This is a genomic window from Desulfitobacterium sp. (genome assembly GCF_035539115.1).
In the GTDB taxonomy this organism is placed as follows: Bacteria; Bacillota; Desulfitobacteriia; order Desulfitobacteriales; family Desulfitobacteriaceae; genus Desulfitobacterium_A.
In genome coordinates this window covers 1-18,404 of record NZ_DATLJA010000001.1, presented here as the reverse complement: position 1 = coordinate 18,404, position 18,404 = coordinate 1, and the positions used below count along the sequence as shown (strand labels likewise).

Annotated in this window: 34 protein-coding genes and 1 riboswitch; of the genes, 32 read left to right on the top strand and 2 right to left on the bottom strand. The window is 45.1% G+C overall.

The genetic code is table 11. From position 1 onward, the window contains the following. Positions 1–98 precede the first annotated feature (98 nt). From rplC to VM640_RS00020, 31 genes are all read left to right on the top strand, one after another. Entirely contained in the window at positions 99–728 is a 630-nt protein-coding gene (gene rplC, locus VM640_RS00170) for a 50S ribosomal protein L3 (RefSeq protein WP_325388698.1), read from the top strand. 24 nt (positions 729–752) lie between these two features. Further along, positions 753–1,376, top strand: a complete 624-nt coding sequence (gene rplD / locus VM640_RS00165; protein ID WP_325388697.1) for a 50S ribosomal protein L4 — start codon at positions 753–755, stop codon at positions 1,374–1,376. Then, positions 1,376–1,663, top strand: a complete 288-nt coding sequence (locus VM640_RS00160; protein ID WP_325388695.1) for a 50S ribosomal protein L23 — start codon at positions 1,376–1,378, stop codon at positions 1,661–1,663. The genes rplD and VM640_RS00160 overlap by 1 nt, the downstream gene beginning before the upstream one ends. Before the next feature lie 24 nt (positions 1,664–1,687). Next, positions 1,688–2,515: a 50S ribosomal protein L2 gene (rplB, locus tag VM640_RS00155; RefSeq protein ID WP_325388693.1), complete on the top strand. Its 828-nt coding sequence runs from the start codon at positions 1,688–1,690 to the stop codon at positions 2,513–2,515. Positions 2,516–2,533: 18 nt separating this feature from the next. Further along, positions 2,534–2,815 (top strand): 30S ribosomal protein S19, encoded by a 282-nt coding sequence (gene rpsS, locus VM640_RS00150; RefSeq protein ID WP_325388692.1) that lies wholly within the window; start codon positions 2,534–2,536, stop codon positions 2,813–2,815. 15 nt (positions 2,816–2,830) lie between these two features. After that, entirely contained in the window at positions 2,831–3,172 is a 342-nt protein-coding gene (gene rplV, locus VM640_RS00145; RefSeq protein WP_325388690.1) for a 50S ribosomal protein L22, read from the top strand. Positions 3,173–3,175: 3 nt separating this feature from the next. Next, complete coding sequence (rpsC, locus tag VM640_RS00140) at positions 3,176–3,835, top strand: 30S ribosomal protein S3 (protein ID WP_325388689.1); 660 nt, start codon at positions 3,176–3,178, stop codon at positions 3,833–3,835. Further along, a complete protein-coding gene (rplP, locus tag VM640_RS00135; protein WP_325388687.1) occupies positions 3,836–4,273 on the top strand; it encodes a 50S ribosomal protein L16 in 438 nt (145 codons plus the stop codon). It abuts the gene before it with no gap. Then, the gene (gene rpmC / locus VM640_RS00130; protein WP_325388686.1) at positions 4,263–4,466 is read left to right on the top strand and encodes a 50S ribosomal protein L29; all 204 of its coding nucleotides are present in this window, start codon (positions 4,263–4,265) and stop codon (positions 4,464–4,466) included. Before rplP ends, rpmC begins: the two co-directional genes overlap by 11 nt. A 19-nt stretch (positions 4,467–4,485) precedes the next feature. After that, entirely contained in the window at positions 4,486–4,746 is a 261-nt protein-coding gene (gene rpsQ, locus VM640_RS00125; protein ID WP_325388684.1) for a 30S ribosomal protein S17, read from the top strand. Positions 4,747–4,781: 35 nt separating this feature from the next. Beyond that, positions 4,782–5,150 carry a 50S ribosomal protein L14 gene (gene rplN / locus VM640_RS00120; protein WP_325388683.1) on the top strand — a complete coding sequence of 123 codons (369 nt, stop codon included), beginning with the start codon at positions 4,782–4,784 and terminating at the stop codon, positions 5,148–5,150. A gap of 30 nt (positions 5,151–5,180) precedes the next feature. Further along, entirely contained in the window at positions 5,181–5,519 is a 339-nt protein-coding gene (gene rplX / locus VM640_RS00115; RefSeq protein WP_325388681.1) for a 50S ribosomal protein L24, read from the top strand. A gap of 20 nt (positions 5,520–5,539) precedes the next feature. After that, positions 5,540–6,082, top strand: a complete 543-nt coding sequence (gene rplE / locus VM640_RS00110; protein WP_325388680.1) for a 50S ribosomal protein L5 — start codon at positions 5,540–5,542, stop codon at positions 6,080–6,082. Between the two features lie 18 nt (positions 6,083–6,100). Continuing rightward, a complete protein-coding gene (locus VM640_RS00105) occupies positions 6,101–6,286 on the top strand; it encodes a type Z 30S ribosomal protein S14 (RefSeq protein WP_325388678.1) in 186 nt (61 codons plus the stop codon). A 28-nt stretch (positions 6,287–6,314) separates the two neighbouring features. Then, entirely contained in the window at positions 6,315–6,713 is a 399-nt protein-coding gene (rpsH, locus tag VM640_RS00100; RefSeq protein ID WP_325388677.1) for a 30S ribosomal protein S8, read from the top strand. Between the two features lie 24 nt (positions 6,714–6,737). After that, positions 6,738–7,295, top strand: coding sequence for a 50S ribosomal protein L6 (gene rplF / locus VM640_RS00095; protein WP_325388675.1), 558 nt, complete (start codon positions 6,738–6,740; stop codon positions 7,293–7,295). Between the two features lie 51 nt (positions 7,296–7,346). Further along, positions 7,347–7,715 carry a 50S ribosomal protein L18 gene (gene rplR / locus VM640_RS00090; protein WP_325388673.1) on the top strand — a complete coding sequence of 123 codons (369 nt, stop codon included), beginning with the start codon at positions 7,347–7,349 and terminating at the stop codon, positions 7,713–7,715. A gap of 24 nt (positions 7,716–7,739) precedes the next feature. Continuing rightward, a complete protein-coding gene (rpsE, locus tag VM640_RS00085; RefSeq protein ID WP_325388671.1) occupies positions 7,740–8,240 on the top strand; it encodes a 30S ribosomal protein S5 in 501 nt (166 codons plus the stop codon). 11 nt (positions 8,241–8,251) lie between these two features. Then, the gene (gene rpmD / locus VM640_RS00080) at positions 8,252–8,434 is read left to right on the top strand and encodes a 50S ribosomal protein L30 (protein ID WP_325388669.1); all 183 of its coding nucleotides are present in this window, start codon (positions 8,252–8,254) and stop codon (positions 8,432–8,434) included. 18 nt (positions 8,435–8,452) lie between these two features. Then, complete coding sequence (rplO, locus tag VM640_RS00075) at positions 8,453–8,893, top strand: 50S ribosomal protein L15 (protein ID WP_325388774.1); 441 nt, start codon at positions 8,453–8,455, stop codon at positions 8,891–8,893. A 1-nt stretch (position 8,894) separates the two neighbouring features. Next, positions 8,895–10,184 (top strand): preprotein translocase subunit SecY, encoded by a 1,290-nt coding sequence (secY, locus tag VM640_RS00070; RefSeq protein ID WP_325388667.1) that lies wholly within the window; start codon positions 8,895–8,897, stop codon positions 10,182–10,184. A 13-nt stretch (positions 10,185–10,197) separates the two neighbouring features. After that, positions 10,198–10,839, top strand: coding sequence for an adenylate kinase (locus VM640_RS00065; RefSeq protein WP_325388665.1), 642 nt, complete (start codon positions 10,198–10,200; stop codon positions 10,837–10,839). Positions 10,840–10,843: 4 nt separating this feature from the next. Beyond that, positions 10,844–11,590: a type I methionyl aminopeptidase gene (gene map, locus VM640_RS00060; protein WP_325388663.1), complete on the top strand. Its 747-nt coding sequence runs from the start codon at positions 10,844–10,846 to the stop codon at positions 11,588–11,590. Between the two features lie 32 nt (positions 11,591–11,622). Continuing rightward, a complete protein-coding gene (infA, locus tag VM640_RS00055) occupies positions 11,623–11,841 on the top strand; it encodes a translation initiation factor IF-1 (protein WP_325388661.1) in 219 nt (72 codons plus the stop codon). Between the two features lie 23 nt (positions 11,842–11,864). Continuing rightward, positions 11,865–11,978, top strand: coding sequence for a 50S ribosomal protein L36 (rpmJ, locus tag VM640_RS00050; protein WP_325388659.1), 114 nt, complete (start codon positions 11,865–11,867; stop codon positions 11,976–11,978). A gap of 157 nt (positions 11,979–12,135) precedes the next feature. Then, on the top strand, positions 12,136–12,507 hold the full coding sequence (gene rpsM, locus VM640_RS00045; RefSeq protein ID WP_325388657.1) for a 30S ribosomal protein S13: 372 nt from the start codon (positions 12,136–12,138) through the stop codon (positions 12,505–12,507). A gap of 19 nt (positions 12,508–12,526) precedes the next feature. Next, complete coding sequence (gene rpsK / locus VM640_RS00040) at positions 12,527–12,916, top strand: 30S ribosomal protein S11 (protein WP_325388655.1); 390 nt, start codon at positions 12,527–12,529, stop codon at positions 12,914–12,916. 15 nt (positions 12,917–12,931) lie between these two features. Then, the gene (gene rpsD / locus VM640_RS00035) at positions 12,932–13,558 is read left to right on the top strand and encodes a 30S ribosomal protein S4 (protein ID WP_325388653.1); all 627 of its coding nucleotides are present in this window, start codon (positions 12,932–12,934) and stop codon (positions 13,556–13,558) included. A gap of 54 nt (positions 13,559–13,612) precedes the next feature. Beyond that, positions 13,613–14,560, top strand: coding sequence for a DNA-directed RNA polymerase subunit alpha (locus VM640_RS00030; protein ID WP_325388651.1), 948 nt, complete (start codon positions 13,613–13,615; stop codon positions 14,558–14,560). A 25-nt stretch (positions 14,561–14,585) separates the two neighbouring features. Beyond that, entirely contained in the window at positions 14,586–14,924 is a 339-nt protein-coding gene (gene rplQ, locus VM640_RS00025; RefSeq protein ID WP_325388649.1) for a 50S ribosomal protein L17, read from the top strand. A 517-nt stretch (positions 14,925–15,441) separates the two neighbouring features. Continuing rightward, positions 15,442–15,564, top strand: a complete 123-nt coding sequence (locus VM640_RS00020) for a hypothetical protein (RefSeq protein ID WP_325388647.1) — start codon at positions 15,442–15,444, stop codon at positions 15,562–15,564. 34 nt (positions 15,565–15,598) lie between these two features. Here VM640_RS00020 and VM640_RS00015 read toward each other — a convergent pair whose 3' ends face one another. Both VM640_RS00015 and VM640_RS00010 read right to left on the bottom strand, forming a co-directional pair. Then, positions 15,599–15,790, bottom strand: a complete 192-nt coding sequence (locus tag VM640_RS00015) for a hypothetical protein (RefSeq protein WP_325388646.1) — start codon at positions 15,788–15,790, stop codon at positions 15,599–15,601. A 59-nt stretch (positions 15,791–15,849) separates the two neighbouring features. Beyond that, complete coding sequence (locus VM640_RS00010; RefSeq protein ID WP_325388644.1) at positions 15,850–17,151, bottom strand: helix-turn-helix domain-containing protein; 1,302 nt, start codon at positions 17,149–17,151, stop codon at positions 15,850–15,852. A gap of 405 nt (positions 17,152–17,556) precedes the next feature. After that, positions 17,557–17,647: riboswitch (cyclic di-GMP riboswitch) on the top strand. A 169-nt stretch (positions 17,648–17,816) separates the two neighbouring features. Here VM640_RS00010 and VM640_RS00005 point away from each other — a divergent pair. Further along, positions 17,817–17,981 (top strand): YvrJ family protein, encoded by a 165-nt coding sequence (locus tag VM640_RS00005; protein ID WP_325388642.1) that lies wholly within the window; start codon positions 17,817–17,819, stop codon positions 17,979–17,981. The last annotated feature ends 423 nt before the right edge of the window (positions 17,982–18,404 follow it).

Genomic DNA, 18,404 nt, shown 5'->3' with positions numbered 1-18,404 from the left:
CAGGATTCGCAGGCAAAAATAATAAACCAAATAAACGAACGCTCTCGTGCCCCGGAATCGAATCTGGTGCACTTCAAAGTGTTCAGGAGGTGGCATTCGTGTCGAAAGGAATTTTGGGTAAAAAAGTCGGAATGACCCAGATGTTTACGGAAGATGGCAGACTGATTCCAGTGACGGTAGTCGAAGCGGGACCTTGTTATGTGGTCCAGAAGAAAACGGTAGCAACCGACGGCTACAATGCGATTCAAGTTGGCTTTAATGAATTGCGTGAAAAGCTATCGAATAAGCCGGTAAAAGGACATTTTCAAAAAGCAAATATGAAGCCTTTGCGTTGGGTTCGTGAGTTCCGCGTTGATAATGTGGATGCTTTCGAAGTCGGCCAAGAAATCAAGGCTGATGTCTTTGCAGTTGGCGATGTTGTCGATGTCGTTGGAATTTCCAAGGGGAAAGGTTTCCAAGGAATGATTAAACGTCATCATGCATCTCGCGGACCGATGGCACATGGTTCTAAATATCACCGCCGTACCGGTTCCCTCGGCGCGAAAGGCCCGGCTCGTGTATTTAAAGGCCGCAAGCTACCAGGACGGATGGGTGGAGAACGCGTAACGGTTCAAAACTTGGAAATCGTTCGGGTTGATGTGGATAAGAATATGATCCTTGTTAAAGGTGCATTGCCAGGTGCTAAAAAGGGATTGCTCGTTCTGAAACGTTCAGTTAAAGCAAAGTAACTTGTAAGAAAGGAGGAATAAGCAATGCCAAAGGTTCAAGTAGTTAATATGCAGGGTTCTCCTGTTGGAGAAATCGAGCTGAATGAATATGTATTTGGAATTGAACCCAACACTCATGTTCTTCACTCCGCAGTTGTTTCTCAACTTGCGAGTCAAAGACGTGGTACCTCATCGACCTTGCTTCGGGGTGAAGTTCGCGGAGGCGGACGTAAACCTTGGCGGCAAAAAGGAACGGGTCGTGCACGTGCAGGAAGTATCCGTTCACCACTCTTTAGAGGAGGAGCAGTGCTTTTCGGACCGAAACCGCGTGATTACGGTTTTTCTCTTCCTAAGAAAGTTCACCGGTTGGCTATGCGTTCAGCTCTTTCTTCCAAGGTTAACGAACAAAAATTGATCGTTTTGGAAGATTTGAACTTGAGCGAAGCAAAAACTCGCGAAATGGTAATCGTGCTCAAGGCGCTTCATGCAGATAAGAAAGCCTTGATTGTGATCGATGAACTTAACGATACAGTGGAACGCTCCATTCGCAACATTGACGGTGTGAAAGCCACTCCTGTTGAAGGAATGAACGTTTACGATCTTTTGAAACATGATGTTGTTGTGATGACAAAAGCAGCGGTAGCGAAAACGGAGGAGGTGTTAGCGTAATGCGCGATGCTCGTGAAGTCCTCAAACGCCCTGTGGTTTCTGAAAAATCGGTAGGGATGGTCGAGGAGAACAAATACTCCTTCTGGGTTAACCCGGCTGCCAATAAGATTGAAGTCAAGGCCGCGGTGGAAAAGATTTTTAAGGTCCAGGTTACTGAAGTTCGGACCATTAGTGTTCACGGAAAAATTAAGCGTGTTGGCCATAATTCAGGCAAGACGCCAGACCGTAAAAAAGCGATTGTTACGCTCAAAGCTGGAGATCGAATTGAAGGCTTTGCGGGTCTGTAAGTTTGACGCAAAGGAGGGAAACCCATGCCAGTAAAAGGATTTAGACCCTACACTCCAGGTCGTCGGCAAATGACCGTATCGACTTTCGAGGAGATTACAAAAGTTAAACCAGAACGTTCCTTAACTGCGCCAGTGCGCAGAAAGGGCGGTCGAAATAATGAAGGCCACTTGAGTGTTCGTCATCAGGGTGGTGGCCACAAACGGATGTATCGCGTGATCGACTTCAAACGGAATAAAGATAGTGTTCCGGCAAAAGTTGCAGCTATCGAATATGATCCGAATCGTTCCTCAAATATTGCACTTCTGCATTATCTGGATGGGCATAAAGCCTATATCCTCGCTCCAAACGGTTTGAAAGTGGGTCAAATGGTGGTCTCCGGATCAGATGCCGATATTAAAGTTGGTAATGCACTACCGATCCGGAATATCCCAGTGGGTACCCTACTCCACAATATCGAAATGAAACCGGGCAAAGGCGCTCAGCTTGTTCGGTCAGCAGGTGGCTCTTGTCAGCTTATGGCTAAGGAAGGCACCTATGCTACCTTGAGATTACCCTCCGGTGAAATGCGTATGGTACACATTGATTGCCGCGCGACAATTGGTCAAGTTGGGAACGCCGATCACGAGAACATCCATATTGGTAAAGCCGGACGTTCGCGTTGGTTAGGAATTCGCCCAACGGTTCGTGGTTCAGTTATGAACCCGGTTGATCATCCACATGGTGGTGGTGAAGGTCGTAACTCGATCGGGCGTAATCCTGTAACTCCTTGGGGTAAACCTGCACTTGGAGCGAAGACCCGTAAGAAGAAAAATCCTTCTAACCGCTTCATTGTGAAACGGCGCAGTAAGTAATCGAAAGGAGGCCATTAAATGAGTAGATCTCTGAAAAAAGGACCGTTCGTCGAACTGCGTTTACTCACCCGGGTAGAAGGAATGAACGCCTCCGGGGAAAAACGTGTTCTGAAAACATGGTCTAGACCCTCAACAATTTTTCCGCAAATGGTCGGACACACCATTGCGGTTCATGATGGACGCAAACACATTCCCGTATATATCACTGAAGATATGGTAGGACACAAACTCGGCGAGTTTGCTCCTACACGTACCTTTAAGGGCCATGCTGGTAGTGAAAAATCCAGCGGCTTACGTTAAGGAGGAGTTGAAAACATGCAAGCTAAAGCGATTGCAAGATATGTTCGGATCTCCCCTCGCAAGGTGCGCCAAGTGGTCGACCTCATTCGTGGAAAGAAAGTTAGCGATGCTCTCGCAATTTTGCAATTCACCCCCAAAGGGGCTACAGAGCCGGTAACCAAGGTGCTTCAGTCGGCAGTTGCCAATGCTGAACACAACTACGAAATGGACGGAGATTCCTTGTTTGTTGCGGAAGTCTTCGTTGATCAAGGACCGACCTTAAAGCGAATTAGACCCCGGGCCATGGGACGGGCTGACCAGATCCGTAAGCGGACCAGCCATATCACTGTGGTTGTCGGCGAGAAGAAGGAGGGTTAAACCGTGGGTCAAAAGGTAAATCCAAAAGGCTTCCGAGTTGGGATCATTCGTGATTGGGAAGGCCGCTGGTATGCAGATAAAAATTACTCGGAGCTCCTTCATGAGGATCTGAAGATCCGTAAATTTATTAAAGAGAAGCTTCATCAAGCAGGTATTCCTAAAGTTGAAATCGAGCGTGCGGCTAGCCGTGTCAAAGTTTCAATTTCAGCTGCGAAACCGGGAATTGTGATTGGACGCGGAGGCATCGAAGTTGAGAATCTACGTAAACAACTTGAACTCATGACTGGCAAACAAATTGCTGTGAACATCGTTGAAGTGAAAAAACCAGATCTCGATGCTCAACTTGTTGCTGAGAATGTGGCACAACAGCTTGAAAAACGTATTTCATTCCGTCGTGCGATGAAGCAAACCGTTGGACGTACCATGCGTCAAGGCGCTCAAGGAATCAAGATTTGTTGCAGCGGACGTCTGGGCGGCGCAGAAATCGCTCGTACTGAGTTGTACCACGAAGGTAAAGTACCCCTTCATACTATACGAGCAGATATTGACTATGGTTTTGCCGAAGCCAATACGACTTATGGCAAAATCGGAGTTAAGGTATGGATTTATAAAGGAGAGGTTCTTCCCGCCAAGAAGGTCGCTCAGGTGGAAGGAGGAAAATAAATGCTAGTCCCTAGCAGAGTAAAACACCGTAAACAACACCGTGGACGCATGCATGGAATTGCTACACGTGGTAATAAAATTACGTTCGGTGAATATGGCTTAGTTGCCTTGGAACCGTCATGGATTACAAATCGTCAAATTGAAGCTGCCCGTATTGCAATGACTCGTTATATCAAACGGGGTGGCCAAGTTTGGATTAAAATTTTCCCGGATAAACCAATTACCGCTAAACCGGCTGAAACCCGTATGGGTAGTGGTAAAGGGGCTCCGGAATACTGGGTTGCAGTCGTGAAACCAGGTCGGGTAATGTTTGAAATTGCGGGTGTTGATGAAGTCAGCGCACGCGAAGCATTACGGTTGGCTATGCATAAGTTGCCGATTCGCTGCAAAATCGTGAGTCGTGAAGAATTAGAGGGAGGTGACGCAAATGAAGACTAAGGAATTCCGCGATATGACCGAGGAAGAGATTCTGAAGCAAATCGATGATCTGAAGACGGAACTGTTTAATTTGCGTTTCCAACTAGCGACTGGACAACTTGACAATCCAATGAGGATTCGTGAAGTTCGGAAAGGGATTGCCAAAGGCAAGACCATTCTCCGCGAGCGCGAACTGAATATTAACCGTGCTTAAGGAAAGGAGGCTTTCTGCTATGGAAAGAGCCCAACGTAAAGTTAAAGTGGGTAAAGTTATCAGTGACAAGATGGAAAAAACGATTGTTGTAGCCGTACAAATTACCGAAAGACACCCGCTCTATCATAAAATTCTTCGTCGGACGGAAAAGTTCAAAGTTCATGATGAAAATAACGAGGCCCATATCGGGGATACTGTTGTCATCATGGAGACTCGTCCGCTCAGTAAAGATAAACGCTGGCGTCTCGTTGAGATCAGCGAGAGAGCGGTTGCTCTTTAAGACAAGCAGATTGAATTCGGAAGGGGGTCAACAGGATGATCCAGGTTCAAACAAGGCTCAAGGTAGGAGATAACTCTGGAGCTAAAGAGCTGATGTGCATTCGGGTGCTCGGCGGTTCTTTTCGCCGCTATGCATCCATTGGAGACGTAATTGTCGCTTCGGTCAAACAAGCAACACCAGGCGGCGTTGTCAAAAAAGGCGAGGTTGTTAAAGCTGTTGTTGTTCGCACGAGAAAAGAAATTAAACGTAAAGACGGGACTTACATCCGGTTTAGCGAAAATGCTGCAGTTCTCATCAAGGACGATAAGAGTCCACGTGGAACCCGTATTTTTGGACCAGTGGCCCGCGAACTACGCGATAAAGATTTCATGAAAATCATTTCCCTGGCACCAGAAGTAATCTAAATAGACCCCATACCAATGGAGGTGAACGAAGTGACGGCTGTAAAGCATAAGATACACGTTAAAAAAGGCGACTTGGTCATGGTCATGACGGGTAAGGATACTGGCAAAAAAGGCAAAGTATTGGAAGTCCTCCCGAAAAAAGGCCGCGTTATTGTTGAGAAGATCAATATGGTTAAACGTCATACCAAGCCGACTCAAAGTATGCCGCAAGGTGGTATTTTAGAAAAAGAGGCACCTATTGCGAGCTCGAATGTAATGCTGTTCTGCCCTGATTGCAATAGTGTGACTCGGGTCAGTACTCAAGTAACTGAGGCTGGAAAAGTTCGTGTTTGCAAAAAATGCGGAGTAAACCTGCCCGATAAGAACTAATCCAGAAGGGAGGGATCTTAGTGGCTCGTCTGAAAGATAAGTACGTTCAAGAAATTGCTCCTGCTCTTCAGCAGAAGTTCAGCTATAAGAACGTCATGCAAATTCCTAAACTCAATAAAGTTGTTCTTAACATGGGTGTTGGGGAAGCTATTGCAAATTCAAAGGCTATTGATGCTGCAGTTGGGGACTTGATGAAAATTACGGGTCAAAAGCCGATTGTTACTCGCGCTAAGAAATCAATTGCAGCTTTTAAACTTCGTGCAGGCATGCCGATCGGTACAAAAGTAACCCTACGTGGAGAACGGATGTATGAGTTCGTTGATCGCCTGATGAATGTGGCCTTACCCCGGGTTCGTGATTTTCGCGGCGTATCGGGTAAAGCTTTTGATGGACGCGGTAATTATACCCTCGGAATCAAAGAACAACTCATTTTCCCGGAAATCGAGTATGATCAAATCGATAAGCTACGGGGAATGGATATCGTTTTCGTCACTACGGCAAAATCCGATGAGGAAGCCCACGAATTGCTCGGTATGCTAGGCATGCCGTACCACGAGAAGTAAAAAGGAGGGTTCAAGAGCGTGGCTAAAACATCAATGATCGTTCGTAACCTGCGCGAACAGAAATATGCCGTTCGCTTCCATAACCGTTGCAAAATCTGCGGGCGTCCCCATGCATATATCCGGAAGTTCGGATTATGTCGAATTTGTTTCCGTGAGTTAGCCCATAAAGGTGAACTACCGGGAGTCAAAAAGGCGAGCTGGTAAACCGCAGTAAGAAAGGGGGAAGACTCTAGTGGCAATGTCAGATCCGATTGCAGATTTCTTGACCCGTATTCGTAATGCAGGGATGGTCTATCATGATAAGATTGAAGTACCTGCTTCCAACGTCAAGAAAACGCTTGCTGAAATCCTTAAAGAAGAGGGTTTCATTAAAGATTTTGAATACATTGCAGATAACAAGCAAGGACTACTTCGCTTGTATCTGAAATACGGCCCAAACCGTGAACGCGTGATTACCGGCCTGAAACGCATTAGTCGTCCAGGACTCCGCGTTTATGCGAAGAAAGATGAAGTTCCGAAGGTCCTAGGTGGCCTTGGTGTGGCGATTATCTCCACTTCCCAAGGTATCATGACGGATAAACGGGCTCGTCAAAATGGGCTTGGCGGAGAAGTGCTCTGCTACATTTGGTAACGATACACTACGGAGGTGCAGAGAATGTCCAGAATTGGCAAAAAGCCCATTACGATTCCCAGTGGCGTTGACGTCAAGCTAGAGGGCAATGTTGTCACCGTTAAAGGACCTAAGGGTACCTTAACGAGGGAAATGCATCCGCGAATCAACATTGCAATCGAAAATCAAGAAGTTATAGTGACTCGGCCGGATGATGAACCGCTAAGTCGGTCCTTACATGGCTTAACCCGTACCTTAGTCGCCAACATGGTTGAAGGAGTGACTACTGGGTTCAGCAAAGGCCTTGAGATGGTCGGTGTTGGCTATCGTGCAAGCAAACAAGGAAATAAACTCGCACTGTCCGTGGGTAAATCCCATCCAGTCGAGTTGGTTCCTTTTGAAGGATTAGAGTTTGAAGTTCCTGCCCCTAACAAGATCCTGATCAAAGGGATGGATAAGGAACTTGTCGGAGCTTTTGCGGCTATCGTCCGTTCAGAACGCCCACCCGAGCCTTATAAAGGCAAAGGGATCAAGTATGAAGGGGAAATCATTCGTCGTAAGGTCGGTAAAACCGGGGCTAAAAAGGGCGCTACGAAGAAGTAAGCCTTAAGGCAAGGGCAAAATCTCTTGCATAAATGAAAGGAGTGAGTTTCCTTGATTACAAGCGTAGATCGTAAACAAATCCGTCTGAAAAAACATAAGCGTGTCCGGAAAAGCATGTTTGGTACTGCCGAACGTCCACGTTTAGCTATTTTCCGGAGCCTCAATCATATTTATGCTCAAGTGATCAATGATGATCTCGGTGTCACTTTAGCTGCCGCATCCTCTCTTGATCCTGAGTTTAAAACAGCTGGCGTAGCTGGAGGTAACATCGAAGGCGCATCTAAAGTCGGTGAACTTGTGGCTAAGCGAGCGATTGAAAAAGGAGTTTCCACTGTGGTTTTTGATCGTGGAGGAAATCTCTATCATGGACGGATTTCAGCTTTAGCTGGAGCAGCACGGGAAGCTGGCTTGAACTTCTAAGACAGGGTAAAGGAGGGAAAATCATTGGCGAAAATCGATGCGAGTAAATTAGAGTTAACTGAGAAAGTCGTTCATATTGCCCGCGTATCAAAGGTTGTCAAAGGGGGACGTCGGTTCAGCTTCAGCGCTTTGGTCGTTGTCGGAGATGGTCAGGGCATGATTGGTGCTGGACTCGGCAAAGCTGGAGAAGTACCAGAAGCGATTCGTAAAGGAATCGAAGATGCGAAAAAGAACTTGATTTCCGTCCCACTTAAGGGAACCACAATCCCGCACGCGATTATCGGAAACTTTGGCGCTGGATCAGTCCTTCTGAAACCAGCATCAAAAGGTACCGGAGTTATCGCTGGTGGCGCAGTACGTTCCGTACTCGAAGTTGCCGGAGTACGCGATATTCTTACGAAATCCTTAGGATCGGCAAATCCACACAATATGGTCAATGCCACGATGGTTGCCTTAAAATCTCTGAAACAAGCAGAAGAGGTCGCCAAACTCCGCGGTAAAACCGTAGAAGAAATTCTGGGTTAGGGGGGTTGGCTGTGAAAGTAAAAGTAACACTCGTAAAAAGTCCAATCGGATATTCCGAAGCACAACGTAAAGTGCTGCAAAGCTTGGGTTTAGGAAAAATGAACTCGAGTAAAGTGCATGAGAACAACCCGTGTATTCAAGGAATGATCCGTAAGTGCGCACATTTAGTTGCGGTGGAAAATCTTGCAGAATAAAAGGGGGTGTTGACGAGCATGAAATTGCATGAACTGAAACCTGCCAAAGGCGCGACTCACGCTACGAAGCGTCTGGGTCGTGGAATTGGATCCGGCACCGGTAAAACTGCCGGTAGAGGACACAAAGGTCAAAATGCCCGTTCGGGCGGTGGCGTTCGTCCAGGATTTGAAGGCGGTCAAATACCTCTAGCCCGCAGGATGCCAAAACGTGGTTTTACCAATATCTTCAAGAAAGAGTATGTTATCCTCAATGTACGCGACTTGGAGCGTTTTGATAATAACGCGGTTGTTAATTATGAAAGCCTCTTCGAATTGGGACTTATTAAAACCATTAAAGATGGTGTCAAGATTTTAGGAACAGGAGAAATTACCAAGGCACTGACCGTCAAGGTTGACAAGGTTAGTCCCGCCGCGGCAGAAAAGATTGTTGCTGCTGGCGGAAAAGTAGAGGTGGACTAAGATGATTGTCGATTCCCTGAAGAATGCCTGGAAGGTAGCCGAGATCAGGAATAAAATCGGATTCACCTTACTCATGTTCCTCATCTTTCGGATTGGGGCGCATATCCCGATTCCTTTCATTGACCATACTGTACTTTCAAATATGATTGGGACGGGAAGCATTTTTGATTTCTTGGATACGTTTTCCGGGGGATCCTTTAAGCGGTTTACAGTTTTTGCCTTGAGTATTACGCCCTATATTACGACTTCGATTATCCTTCAGCTTTTGACGATCGTTATTCCTTCCTTGGAGCGCTTAGCAAAGGAAGGGCAGTATGGTCAGAAAAAGATTACCCAGTACACCCGATATGGAACTGTTATCCTAGCGCTAGTTCAAGGCTTTGGATTAACCTATGGTCTTAGGGCAGCACTGTTAGTCCCGAGTGCGAGTTTAAAATGGCCGATCTATCTATTAGTAACGCTTATCCTCACAGCAGGAACGGCCTTTTTGATGTGGATTGGGGAGCGGATTACTGAGAAAGGAATCGGCAATGGCATTTCCCTCATCATCTTTGCAGGAATCGTGGCTCGTGTTCCAGATGGTTTCAAATACATCTGGGGACTCCTCAACGTAGGTGAGATCGGTGCTCCCTCGGTTATTGGATTGATTGTGATTGGGGCGGCTATTATTGCCGGAGTTGTCTTTATCCAAGAAGGACAACGTAAAATTAAAGTACAATATGCTAAGCGAGTGGTCGGTCGCCGTGTTTACGGCGGTCAAGCATCATTTATTCCGCTCAAAGTTAACCAGGCCGGGGTAATCCCGATCATCTTTGCTATTTCCCTTCTCGCTTTCCCAAGTACAATTGCGACCTGGATGCCAGCCACATCAAGTTATGCGCAATTTGTCAATCGTTGGTTTACGATGAACGGGACGGTGGATTCGATACCTTACCTCATCGTCTATGCGGTGTTGATTATTTTCTTTACGTACTTCTACACCGCAGTTACCTTCAATCCAGTAGATGTGGCGGATAACATCAAAAAATATGGCGGATTTATTCCTGGACTACGTCCGGGCCGAGCTACTTCGGACTATCTGTCGAAGATTTTGAGCCGTTTGACACTAGCTGGGGGATTGTTTCTCGCCTTGATCGCTGTTATTCCGAGCCTTATCATTGGCTTGACGGGCATAAAAAACATTTCTATTGGTGGTACTTCCCTCTTGATTGTCGTTAGTGTTGCCTTGGAAACCATGAAACAAATGGAATCCCTACTGATGCAACGACATTATCAAGGGTTTATGAAGTAAGGGGGGCAAACAAATGAGAGCAATACTCATGGGCCCACCCGGAGCGGGCAAAGGAACGCAGGCTGAGGGCCTCATTGACAAGTTTCAGATTCCTCATATATCGACGGGCGATATGTTCCGTGCTGCAATTAAGGACGGAACAACTCTTGGGTTGAAGGCAAAAGAATATATGGATGCCGGCTCCCTTGTACCCGATGAAGTGACGATTGGGATCGTTGCTGAGAGATTAGCTAAAGCAGATTGTGCCCAGGGATTCCTGCTTGACGGGTTTCCACGCACGATCGCCCAGGCTGATGCCTTGGATAAAATTCTTGTTGATCTTCAGATGAAGTTAGATGGAGTCTTAAACATCGAAGTGGACGAAGCCAAACTTCTCGAGCGTCTTACGGGACGACGGATTTGTCGGCAATGCGGTGCGACCTATCACATGGTCTTTAATCCTCCAAATGTTGAACGCGTATGCGACAAGTGCGGAGGGGAATTATACCAACGCAGTGATGACACGTTAGAAACGGCGAAGAACCGCCTCAGTGTGTATCAGATTCAAACCCAGCCCCTGATTGAATATTATCAGGGACAGGGAATACTCAAAGAGATTAACGGTGACCAGGACATCAGCAAAGTGCTGGAAGATATTCTGGCTGCTTTGGAGTAAAGCAATGATAGAACTAAAAAACAAGACTCAAATAGAACACATGCGGAAAGCAGGAAAAATCACGGGGGATACCTTGGCACTGATGCGTGAATCGGTCCGCCCGGGGATCACCACCCAAGAGTTGGATCGTATTGCTGAGGATTATATCCGTAAATGCGGTGCTGTTCCTTCCTTCAAGGGCTACAATGGTTTTCCGTATTCCATCTGTGCTTCAGTCAATGAACAGGTTGTACATGGGTTCCCAGGTTTAACGGTATTACAATCTGGAGATATTATCAGTATTGATTGTGGAGCTACCTATGAAGGATACGTTGGTGATTCTGCCATTACTTTGGCGGTAGGGGAAATCTCTACAGAATTGCAAAAGTTATTGCAAGTAACGCAAGAGTCATTGATGCTTGGAATTCAACAAGCAGTCAAAGAAAATCGACTCTATGAAATTTCCCATGCGATTCAAACTCATGTTGAGGCTAATGGTTTTTCTGTTGTTCGCGACTATGTCGGACATGGAATTGGTAGAGAAATGCATGAAGAACCGCAGATCCCCAATTACGGGAAACCCGGAAGGGGGCCTCGACTCGACATCGGGATGTGCTTGGCTATTGAACCAATGGTCAACCTGGGAACGTATGAAGTGAAGACACTCCAGAACCACTGGACTGTTGTGACGAAGGATGGCAAAGCTTCTGCCCATTTCGAACACACTGTAGCCATTACGGAAAATGGTCCTGAGATAATGACTCGGAGTTAAGACACCCGATTGAGTGCCAGAGGAGGGTTATCATGTCGAAAGAGGACGTCATTGAAGTTGAAGGGAAAGTCTTGGAGCCACTGCCTAATGCTATGTTTCAAGTAGAGTTAGCCAATGGGCACAAAGTATTAGCGCATGTCTCCGGGAAGATCCGAATGAATTTCATTAAAATCCTCCCAGGAGATCGGGTCACGGTGGAGCTATCTCCCTATGACCTATCTCGTGGAAGAATTGTCTACAGGTTTAAGTAAAGGTCCAAAGGGAGGAGATTACGGTGAAAGTAAAGCCTTCTGTCAAAGCAATTTGTGAGAAATGTAAGGTCATAAAACGCCATGGCAAAGTCATGGTCATCTGCGAAAACCCGAAACACAAACAAAGGCAAGGCTAATTCAACTGACCTTCTTTTGCGCGGCTGATTGGAATCTAATCCAATGTAGAGGAGGGCGCCTGAAGAGCGCTTTTGCAAAGGTTTGCTGTTGATGATTGGTTATATATTATGGGTTGGTTTTGAAAATAAAACTGTAATTTGGGGGTGTAAAGTATAGATGGCACGTATTGCTGGAGTTGATTTGCCGCGTGAGAAACGTGTAGAAATCGGTCTGACCTATATCTTCGGAATTGGTCTACCGACATCTCATAAGATTCTTGCAAAAACCGGCGTGAATCCGGATACTCGTATTCGTGACTTATCCGAAGAGGAAGTAAGCCGCCTCCGGGAGGTCATTGATAAAGAATTTAAGGTTGAAGGTGACCTGCGTCGGGATGTTTCCCTCAATATTAAGCGTCTGATGGAAATTGGCTGCTATCGTGGATTACGTCATCGTCGTGGACTTCCTGTTCGTGGACAACGCACAAAGACAAATGCACGCACTCGCAAAGGCCCGATCAAGACGGTTGGCGCAAGGCGCAAAAAATAATTAAGGGGGGATCACCAAGATGGCCCGAAAAGTTGTTCGCACTAAACGCCGCGAACGGAAAAACATTGATAGCGGCATAGCGCATATCAGATCTACGTTTAACAATACCATGGTAACCATTACCGATACACAAGGGAATGCTATATCCTGGTCTAGCGCTGGTTCGCTTGGTTTCAAAGGTTCCCGTAAAAGCACGCCTTATGCAGCGCAAATGGCTGCAGAAACTGCGGCAAAGACTGCAATGGAACATGGCATGAAAGAAGTGGAGTGCTTTGTCAAAGGACCGGGTTCTGGCCGTGAGTCTGCAATCCGCGCTCTCCAATCTGCAGGACTCGAAGTAAACCTGATTAAAGACGTGACGCCGATTCCGCATAACGGTTGTCGGCCTCCGAAACGTAGAAGAGTATAAGAAGGAGGTGTCAACATGGCAAGATATACTGGTCCCGTTTGTCGTTTATGCCGACGGGAAGGGATGAAACTTTTCCTCAAAGGTGATCGTTGTTATACTGGAAAATGCGCGATTGATCGTCGTGCCTACGCTCCTGGTCAACACGGCCAAAGTCGCGGTAAGAAGCCAACCGAGTATGGCATTCAGTTGCGTGAAAAACAAAAAGTACGCCGTGTCTATGGCGTTGCTGAAAAACAATTCCGTAATTATTTTGACGAGGCTGCTCGCCAAAAAGGGATGACTGGTGAGAACCTTCTTCGTCTCCTAGAGCGTCGTCTAGATAATGTTGTCTTCCAACTTGGATTCGCAACTTCTCGTCCGGAAGCTCGTCAACTCGTTCGTCATGGACACTTCACGGTCAATGGTCGTCGAGTCGATATTCCTTCCTTCCTTGTGCGCCAAGGTGATGTTGTTGCTTTTAAAGAAGCCAGCAAGACTTCCCCAAGGATCAAGGAAATTATTACGAATCTCGACCGTACGCCTCCGAAATGGCTGAGCATCGATGCAAATGCTGTTGCCGGAACAGTCGCAGCACTGCCTTCTCGAGAAGATATTCAATTACCTATCCAAGAACACCTCATTGTTGAGAAATATTCCCGTTAATTTTTAGAGTAGGATAGATTGATATCAAGTTCCCGAGAAAGAAGGTGCATTCCGATGTTAGAAATCGAGAAGCCCAAAATTGAATGCGTTGAACGTTCTGATGATAACACCTATGCGAAATTTGTAGTCGAACCTCTGGAGAGGGGATATGGAATTACTTTAGGGAATTCCTTACGGCGAATTCTCTTATCTTCTCTTCCAGGTACGGCCGTGACTGCAATAAAAATTGAAGGTGTTCTTCATGAATTCTCCACGGTACCAGGAGTTCTTGAAGATGTAACTGATATTATCCTTAACCTTAAAAGCTTAGCCTTAAAAGGCTATACGGACGAAATGAAGATTTTACGTTTGGAAGCTAAGGGTGAAGGCGTCATTCGTGCTGCGGATATTATCACGGATGCGGATATCGAAGTACTGAATCCTGACTTGAAGATCGCTACTCTGGATAAGGATGCCCGTCTCTATATAGAGATGACGGCCGAAAGAGGTCGTGGTTACGTTTCGGCTGACAAAAACAAGAAGCCGGAACAAGCGATTGGTGTTATCCCTATTGATTCTATTTTCGCTCCGATCTACAAAGTGAATTATTCCGTTGAAGACACGCGAGTCGGCATGGTCACAGACTATGATAAACTTGTCTTAGAGGTCTGGTCGAACGGAAGTATCTCACCTGAAGAAGCGACTAGCCTGGCAGCAAAGATCTTAAGCGAACATCTTCTTCTTTTCATTGGTCTCACCGATAAGCTCAACGATGTTGAGATTATGGTCGAGAAAGAAGAAGAAGGTAAAGATAAGATTCTAGAGATGACGATTGAAGAGCTCGACCTTTCGGTTCGCTCTTATAACTGTCTGAAACGGGCTGGAATCAACTCGGTGGAAGAACTTACCCTGAAAACGGAAGAGGACATGATCAAGGTTCGCAACTTGGGCCGTAAGTCCTTGGAAGAAGTGGAATTCAAGTTAAAAGAGCTCGGCTTAGGGTTCCGCGAAGTCGAGGACTAATTCGGTTAAAAGGAGGGGAACATCATTGGCTTACCGTAAGTTGAGAAGAAATATGGGCCATCGTCGGGCCATGCTTCGTAATCTCGCAACTTCTCTGTTTAAACACGAGCGTATTGAAACGACTGAAGCTCGCGCCAAAGAACTCAATGCTATTGCCGAGAAAATGATTACGCTTGGTAAGCAAGGAGATCTCGCCGCTCGTCGTAATGCTATGGCTTATCTGATGGAAGAAGATGTAGTAACGAAATTATTCGAAACTATAGCTCCGAAGTATAGTGATCGCCAAGGCGGCTACACCCGGATCATGAAAACCGGCTTCCGCCGCGGAGATGCAGCAGAACTCGTACTCATTGAACTCGTCTAATGAACCAGTTAAAAGCCAGGTTGCTAAATAATGCAGCCTGGCTTTTTTATTAACTATATAAAAAGTATACAAAAAATTATAAGAAGGTCAAATTGAGTTAGCCTAAACTGGGAGTCCAGGTATAGATTAATCTAATGCGAGGGGTACTGAGTTTTGTACAAGCAGGTATTCTCTGGGGAAGTGAAAAGATCATAAATTATTTCTTAGGACGGAATAAACTAGACATGAGAATAGATAATGGCGAATATGCATAGGTTGAGAGTTTAAACCGTGGACTTTGTTGAAAAAGCTTAAAGAGGGAAGAAAGAAGGAGATCGAAAATGGAAATAACTGGTTGATGTTTGGGCTATACTACAGTATAATAAACACGGTTACAAAGGTATAAGAAACAACTCATGTGAAGCAATGATCTGTAATTTCTTTCCGGTCACTAGAGAGGTGCGGTGGCATACAGTAAAATCCAGCACTCCTTACTTAAGGAATGCCTTTGTGCGATTATCGAGAGGAGGGAAAAGTGTTGATCCAAAAATTGTGTCCGCACTGTTTGCAAATTTCCTATTCATCTTATGATAATCCGGAATGGATTTGTCCGTATTGTGGGAAGGAAATAAGAAATGAGCGGAATGAAGAAAATGAATAAAGAATAAAATGAGGACAACTGATTGCTTTATGCATCAGTTGCCCTTTTCTAAGTGTGTAGATATTAGAAGGAGAGCATCAATCGCGCGGAGTATTTGAGTGTTTAAAAGAGTTAACGGAGTACCGCAACTCTTACATTGCACGGCTTCGATTCCTTCACAGCCAAGTAATGGGACGATTTCAAAGCCATTTTTCGAATTGCATTTTGGGCATTTTTGTTCAGCCATATTTTTCACCCTCCTATAGTATGAATATGCTATAGGAGACGAACCTATTCTTATATTCCTTAATTGATCTTCAATACTTTTCGAAGTCTTTTTGATTCTCTAATAAAGAAATCTGCCTGAAAAGGGTCCTTCTGTTGGAAATAGCATTCAGATAATAGATTACAGCAGGTCATGAGTTCCTGAGTAGGAGATACTGGAGAAAGTAACCGGTAGCATTGATTTAAGAGGGGTAAGGCCTGGGGGGGATGACCCTCCCGCAGATGGGTCTTTGCTTGGATTAAGAGCGAATTGCTAATCAGAAGAATGTCGCCGTTGTTACTACTTTCAGTTTGTAATTTTTGAAGGATAGGTGCTATTCCTACTGATTGACCAAGAGCATTATAAGCATCTAGGAGTTCAATCAAGAGATAAAGTCTTGTCCGTTTGGACGAAGAAGTTGTGGTATAGACAAGGCCTCGCTTTAAAACTCGAATTGCCTTTTCGGGAAGGCCGCTCTCGTTATAGTACTTGCCGAGGTTGCAGAATAATTCTCCTTTTCCTTGATCTTCAGGGGTTTTTCTGGCGATGCCGTATCCTTGTAATAAAACTGCGCGTGCCTCGGGAGATTTTTTCTGATCCATATACAGTTGGCCGAGCCCGGCATAGGCCAGAAGTTGAATATAATCGACAGAGATCAATAGAGCAGAGCGATAACAAAGTTCTGCAGATATGTAATCCCTATTTCTCCGGTTAAGGGTCCCCATATTTAGGTAAATGGCCCCAACATGTACGCCTACATCCCAGGTTATTAAACTTTTTCGCATATTTAACAGAGCTTTTTTGTAATCACCTTTACCTAGGTACATACTTGCAATCCCGAAGAGAATCTTTGCTTTGAGACGTCTTTCGATAATAGAATGTGCTTTAAAGCGTTGAGCTTGCAAAAACTTATCGAGGGCTGCATTATAATCGTTATTATAGGCGAGATGAATACCTTCAAACCAATTCTCGTAATTCACTTGCAAGGGAGAAGTAAGATGTCGGATTCTCTCAGTCAAAGTTTCGAAACTTTCATGATCATTGCGTTCTATGGCATCAAGGGCCATTTGAACAGCTTCCTTAAAGGATTCAGGCTGATGCTCAGGGTTTGAGGAAAGAAGGTATCCCTCGGGTAAATAGTCTTTATCTTTAATTATCCTTAGGAGTTCGTCAAGAGAAAGGGCAAGTTGCTCAGAAATCCTGGCTAAAATGCCTAGACTAACGTTCGGTGTCTTACCGTTTAGTATCTTTGATAAATATCCTGGAGTGATCATAGAGCGTCGGGCGAGTTCAGACAAGCTAATATGTTGACTTTGGCAAAGCAGCTTGAAACGTTGATCCATTGTTCCTGCCCCCTTACACTTAGTATTAAGTAGTTTGACATTAAATGGGAATAACCTGCTGCAGGAGGTTTTAATTGCCATAAAATATTTGGTTACTCGTAAAAAATCGGTAAAATGGCGCTCTGGAAAAGGGCTTAATGATGAATTACCTTGAAACAAGTATGTACAGGAAACGTCTCGCAAGCTTCGACATGATTTTGATAGCTATTCGATTTGTGGATATGGTATATTATGGTATTGAAAGGTGGGATGTTAAATGAAAAAGTTCTTAGTGGTGGGACTAGTTGTCATGGGTGCTCTAGCACTGGGTTTCGAGGTAAAACCATTGATGGACATTCTCGTGATATAGCTTCCATTAAAACGTTTACTTTTTAGCTTCGAACGACCACTTCTTAACTGCATAAGTGTAATCAAGGGCAAACCCATCGAAAGTTGGGGACGCAAAGCCGTTAGGGTCTAAGGTGCCATAAGGTACGATGACAGCCTGGCTGCAGTATGTATTTCTTATTTCTTGCTGCCCTTAATTGAGGCAGTTTTTTGTCTCCATAAGGGAAGTGTTTTCACTTCCTCATTAAGGATGATTTCTATTCTATTTATAGAAGGGGGTGGTTGCTATTAAATTTCATTGAGTTTGAATTTAGGTAAATAGATGGGAGGGAATACCTATGCCAGTTGATGGAAACACAACTTTGTTTACACTACTGGGTAACTTTGGCTTCCCAATAGCCGTCTCCGTGTATCTGTTGGTTAAATTTGAAAAGAAGCTGGATTATTTGGCGACCGTTGTACAAGATCTAAAAGAGGTCGTGGAACACGAGGAAAATAACTAGTAATAGCTTCATAGCTATATTCCCTTATGGAGTATTTCTGGAGAAGTTGGCGTAAGAAATCACAAAGGAGAAGGGTCTAACCCTTCTCCTTTGTGGAGGAAGAACCTATAATTCAAAGTTAGCAACACTATACGTTCACGCCAATAAACTCGCGTCAAGAGATTTCGTTTGGGAAATGTGACTTAATTTATGACCTATATTTTAGCTAAAAGAAAGAAGGAATGACTGGCGGATTTTACGCCAGTCATTCCTTCTTTCTCATACTAACAGAAAGTATAAATTTTTGGCAGATAGCATAAGTGCAACCAGCGGTTTTCGCTTTCCTACGATGAATGCGGTTAAGTTCGGCAGGATAAGGCGACTAAGGCCACCGCTTTGGCGCTGACCAAGTCTTCTATATCGCAAAGCTCGGCGAAAGCCGGG

What these genes read in the sequence shown, in the direction of transcription:
- rpsM (WP_325388657.1), top strand. Translation starts at nt 12,136, where the DNA reads ATGGCACGTATTGCTGGAGTTGATTTGCCGCGTGAGAAACGTGTAGAA.
- rpsD (WP_325388653.1), top strand. Translation starts at nt 12,932, where the DNA reads ATGGCAAGATATACTGGTCCCGTTTGTCGTTTATGCCGACGGGAAGGG.
- rplV (WP_325388690.1), top strand. Translation starts at nt 2,831, where the DNA reads ATGCAAGCTAAAGCGATTGCAAGATATGTTCGGATCTCCCCTCGCAAG.
- VM640_RS00065 (WP_325388665.1), top strand. Translation starts at nt 10,198, where the DNA reads ATGAGAGCAATACTCATGGGCCCACCCGGAGCGGGCAAAGGAACGCAG.
- rplD (WP_325388697.1), top strand. Translation starts at nt 753, where the DNA reads ATGCCAAAGGTTCAAGTAGTTAATATGCAGGGTTCTCCTGTTGGAGAA.
- rplP (WP_325388687.1), top strand. Translation starts at nt 3,836, where the DNA reads ATGCTAGTCCCTAGCAGAGTAAAACACCGTAAACAACACCGTGGACGC.
- rplN (WP_325388683.1), top strand. Translation starts at nt 4,782, where the DNA reads ATGATCCAGGTTCAAACAAGGCTCAAGGTAGGAGATAACTCTGGAGCT.
- secY (WP_325388667.1), top strand. Translation starts at nt 8,895, where the DNA reads ATGATTGTCGATTCCCTGAAGAATGCCTGGAAGGTAGCCGAGATCAGG.
- rpsS (WP_325388692.1), top strand. Translation starts at nt 2,534, where the DNA reads ATGAGTAGATCTCTGAAAAAAGGACCGTTCGTCGAACTGCGTTTACTC.
- rpsK (WP_325388655.1), top strand. Translation starts at nt 12,527, where the DNA reads ATGGCCCGAAAAGTTGTTCGCACTAAACGCCGCGAACGGAAAAACATT.
- VM640_RS00015 (WP_325388646.1), bottom strand. Translation starts at nt 15,790, where the DNA reads ATGGCTGAACAAAAATGCCCAAAATGCAATTCGAAAAATGGCTTTGAA.
- infA (WP_325388661.1), top strand. Translation starts at nt 11,623, where the DNA reads ATGTCGAAAGAGGACGTCATTGAAGTTGAAGGGAAAGTCTTGGAGCCA.
- VM640_RS00010 (WP_325388644.1), bottom strand. Translation starts at nt 17,151, where the DNA reads ATGGATCAACGTTTCAAGCTGCTTTGCCAAAGTCAACATATTAGCTTG.
- VM640_RS00030 (WP_325388651.1), top strand. Translation starts at nt 13,613, where the DNA reads ATGTTAGAAATCGAGAAGCCCAAAATTGAATGCGTTGAACGTTCTGAT.
- rpmC (WP_325388686.1), top strand. Translation starts at nt 4,263, where the DNA reads ATGAAGACTAAGGAATTCCGCGATATGACCGAGGAAGAGATTCTGAAG.
- rplB (WP_325388693.1), top strand. Translation starts at nt 1,688, where the DNA reads ATGCCAGTAAAAGGATTTAGACCCTACACTCCAGGTCGTCGGCAAATG.
- rplF (WP_325388675.1), top strand. Translation starts at nt 6,738, where the DNA reads ATGTCCAGAATTGGCAAAAAGCCCATTACGATTCCCAGTGGCGTTGAC.
- VM640_RS00160 (WP_325388695.1), top strand. Translation starts at nt 1,376, where the DNA reads ATGCGCGATGCTCGTGAAGTCCTCAAACGCCCTGTGGTTTCTGAAAAA.
- map (WP_325388663.1), top strand. Translation starts at nt 10,844, where the DNA reads ATGATAGAACTAAAAAACAAGACTCAAATAGAACACATGCGGAAAGCA.
- rpsQ (WP_325388684.1), top strand. Translation starts at nt 4,486, where the DNA reads ATGGAAAGAGCCCAACGTAAAGTTAAAGTGGGTAAAGTTATCAGTGAC.
- VM640_RS00005 (WP_325388642.1), top strand. Translation starts at nt 17,817, where the DNA reads ATGCCAGTTGATGGAAACACAACTTTGTTTACACTACTGGGTAACTTT.
- rplO (WP_325388774.1), top strand. Translation starts at nt 8,453, where the DNA reads ATGAAATTGCATGAACTGAAACCTGCCAAAGGCGCGACTCACGCTACG.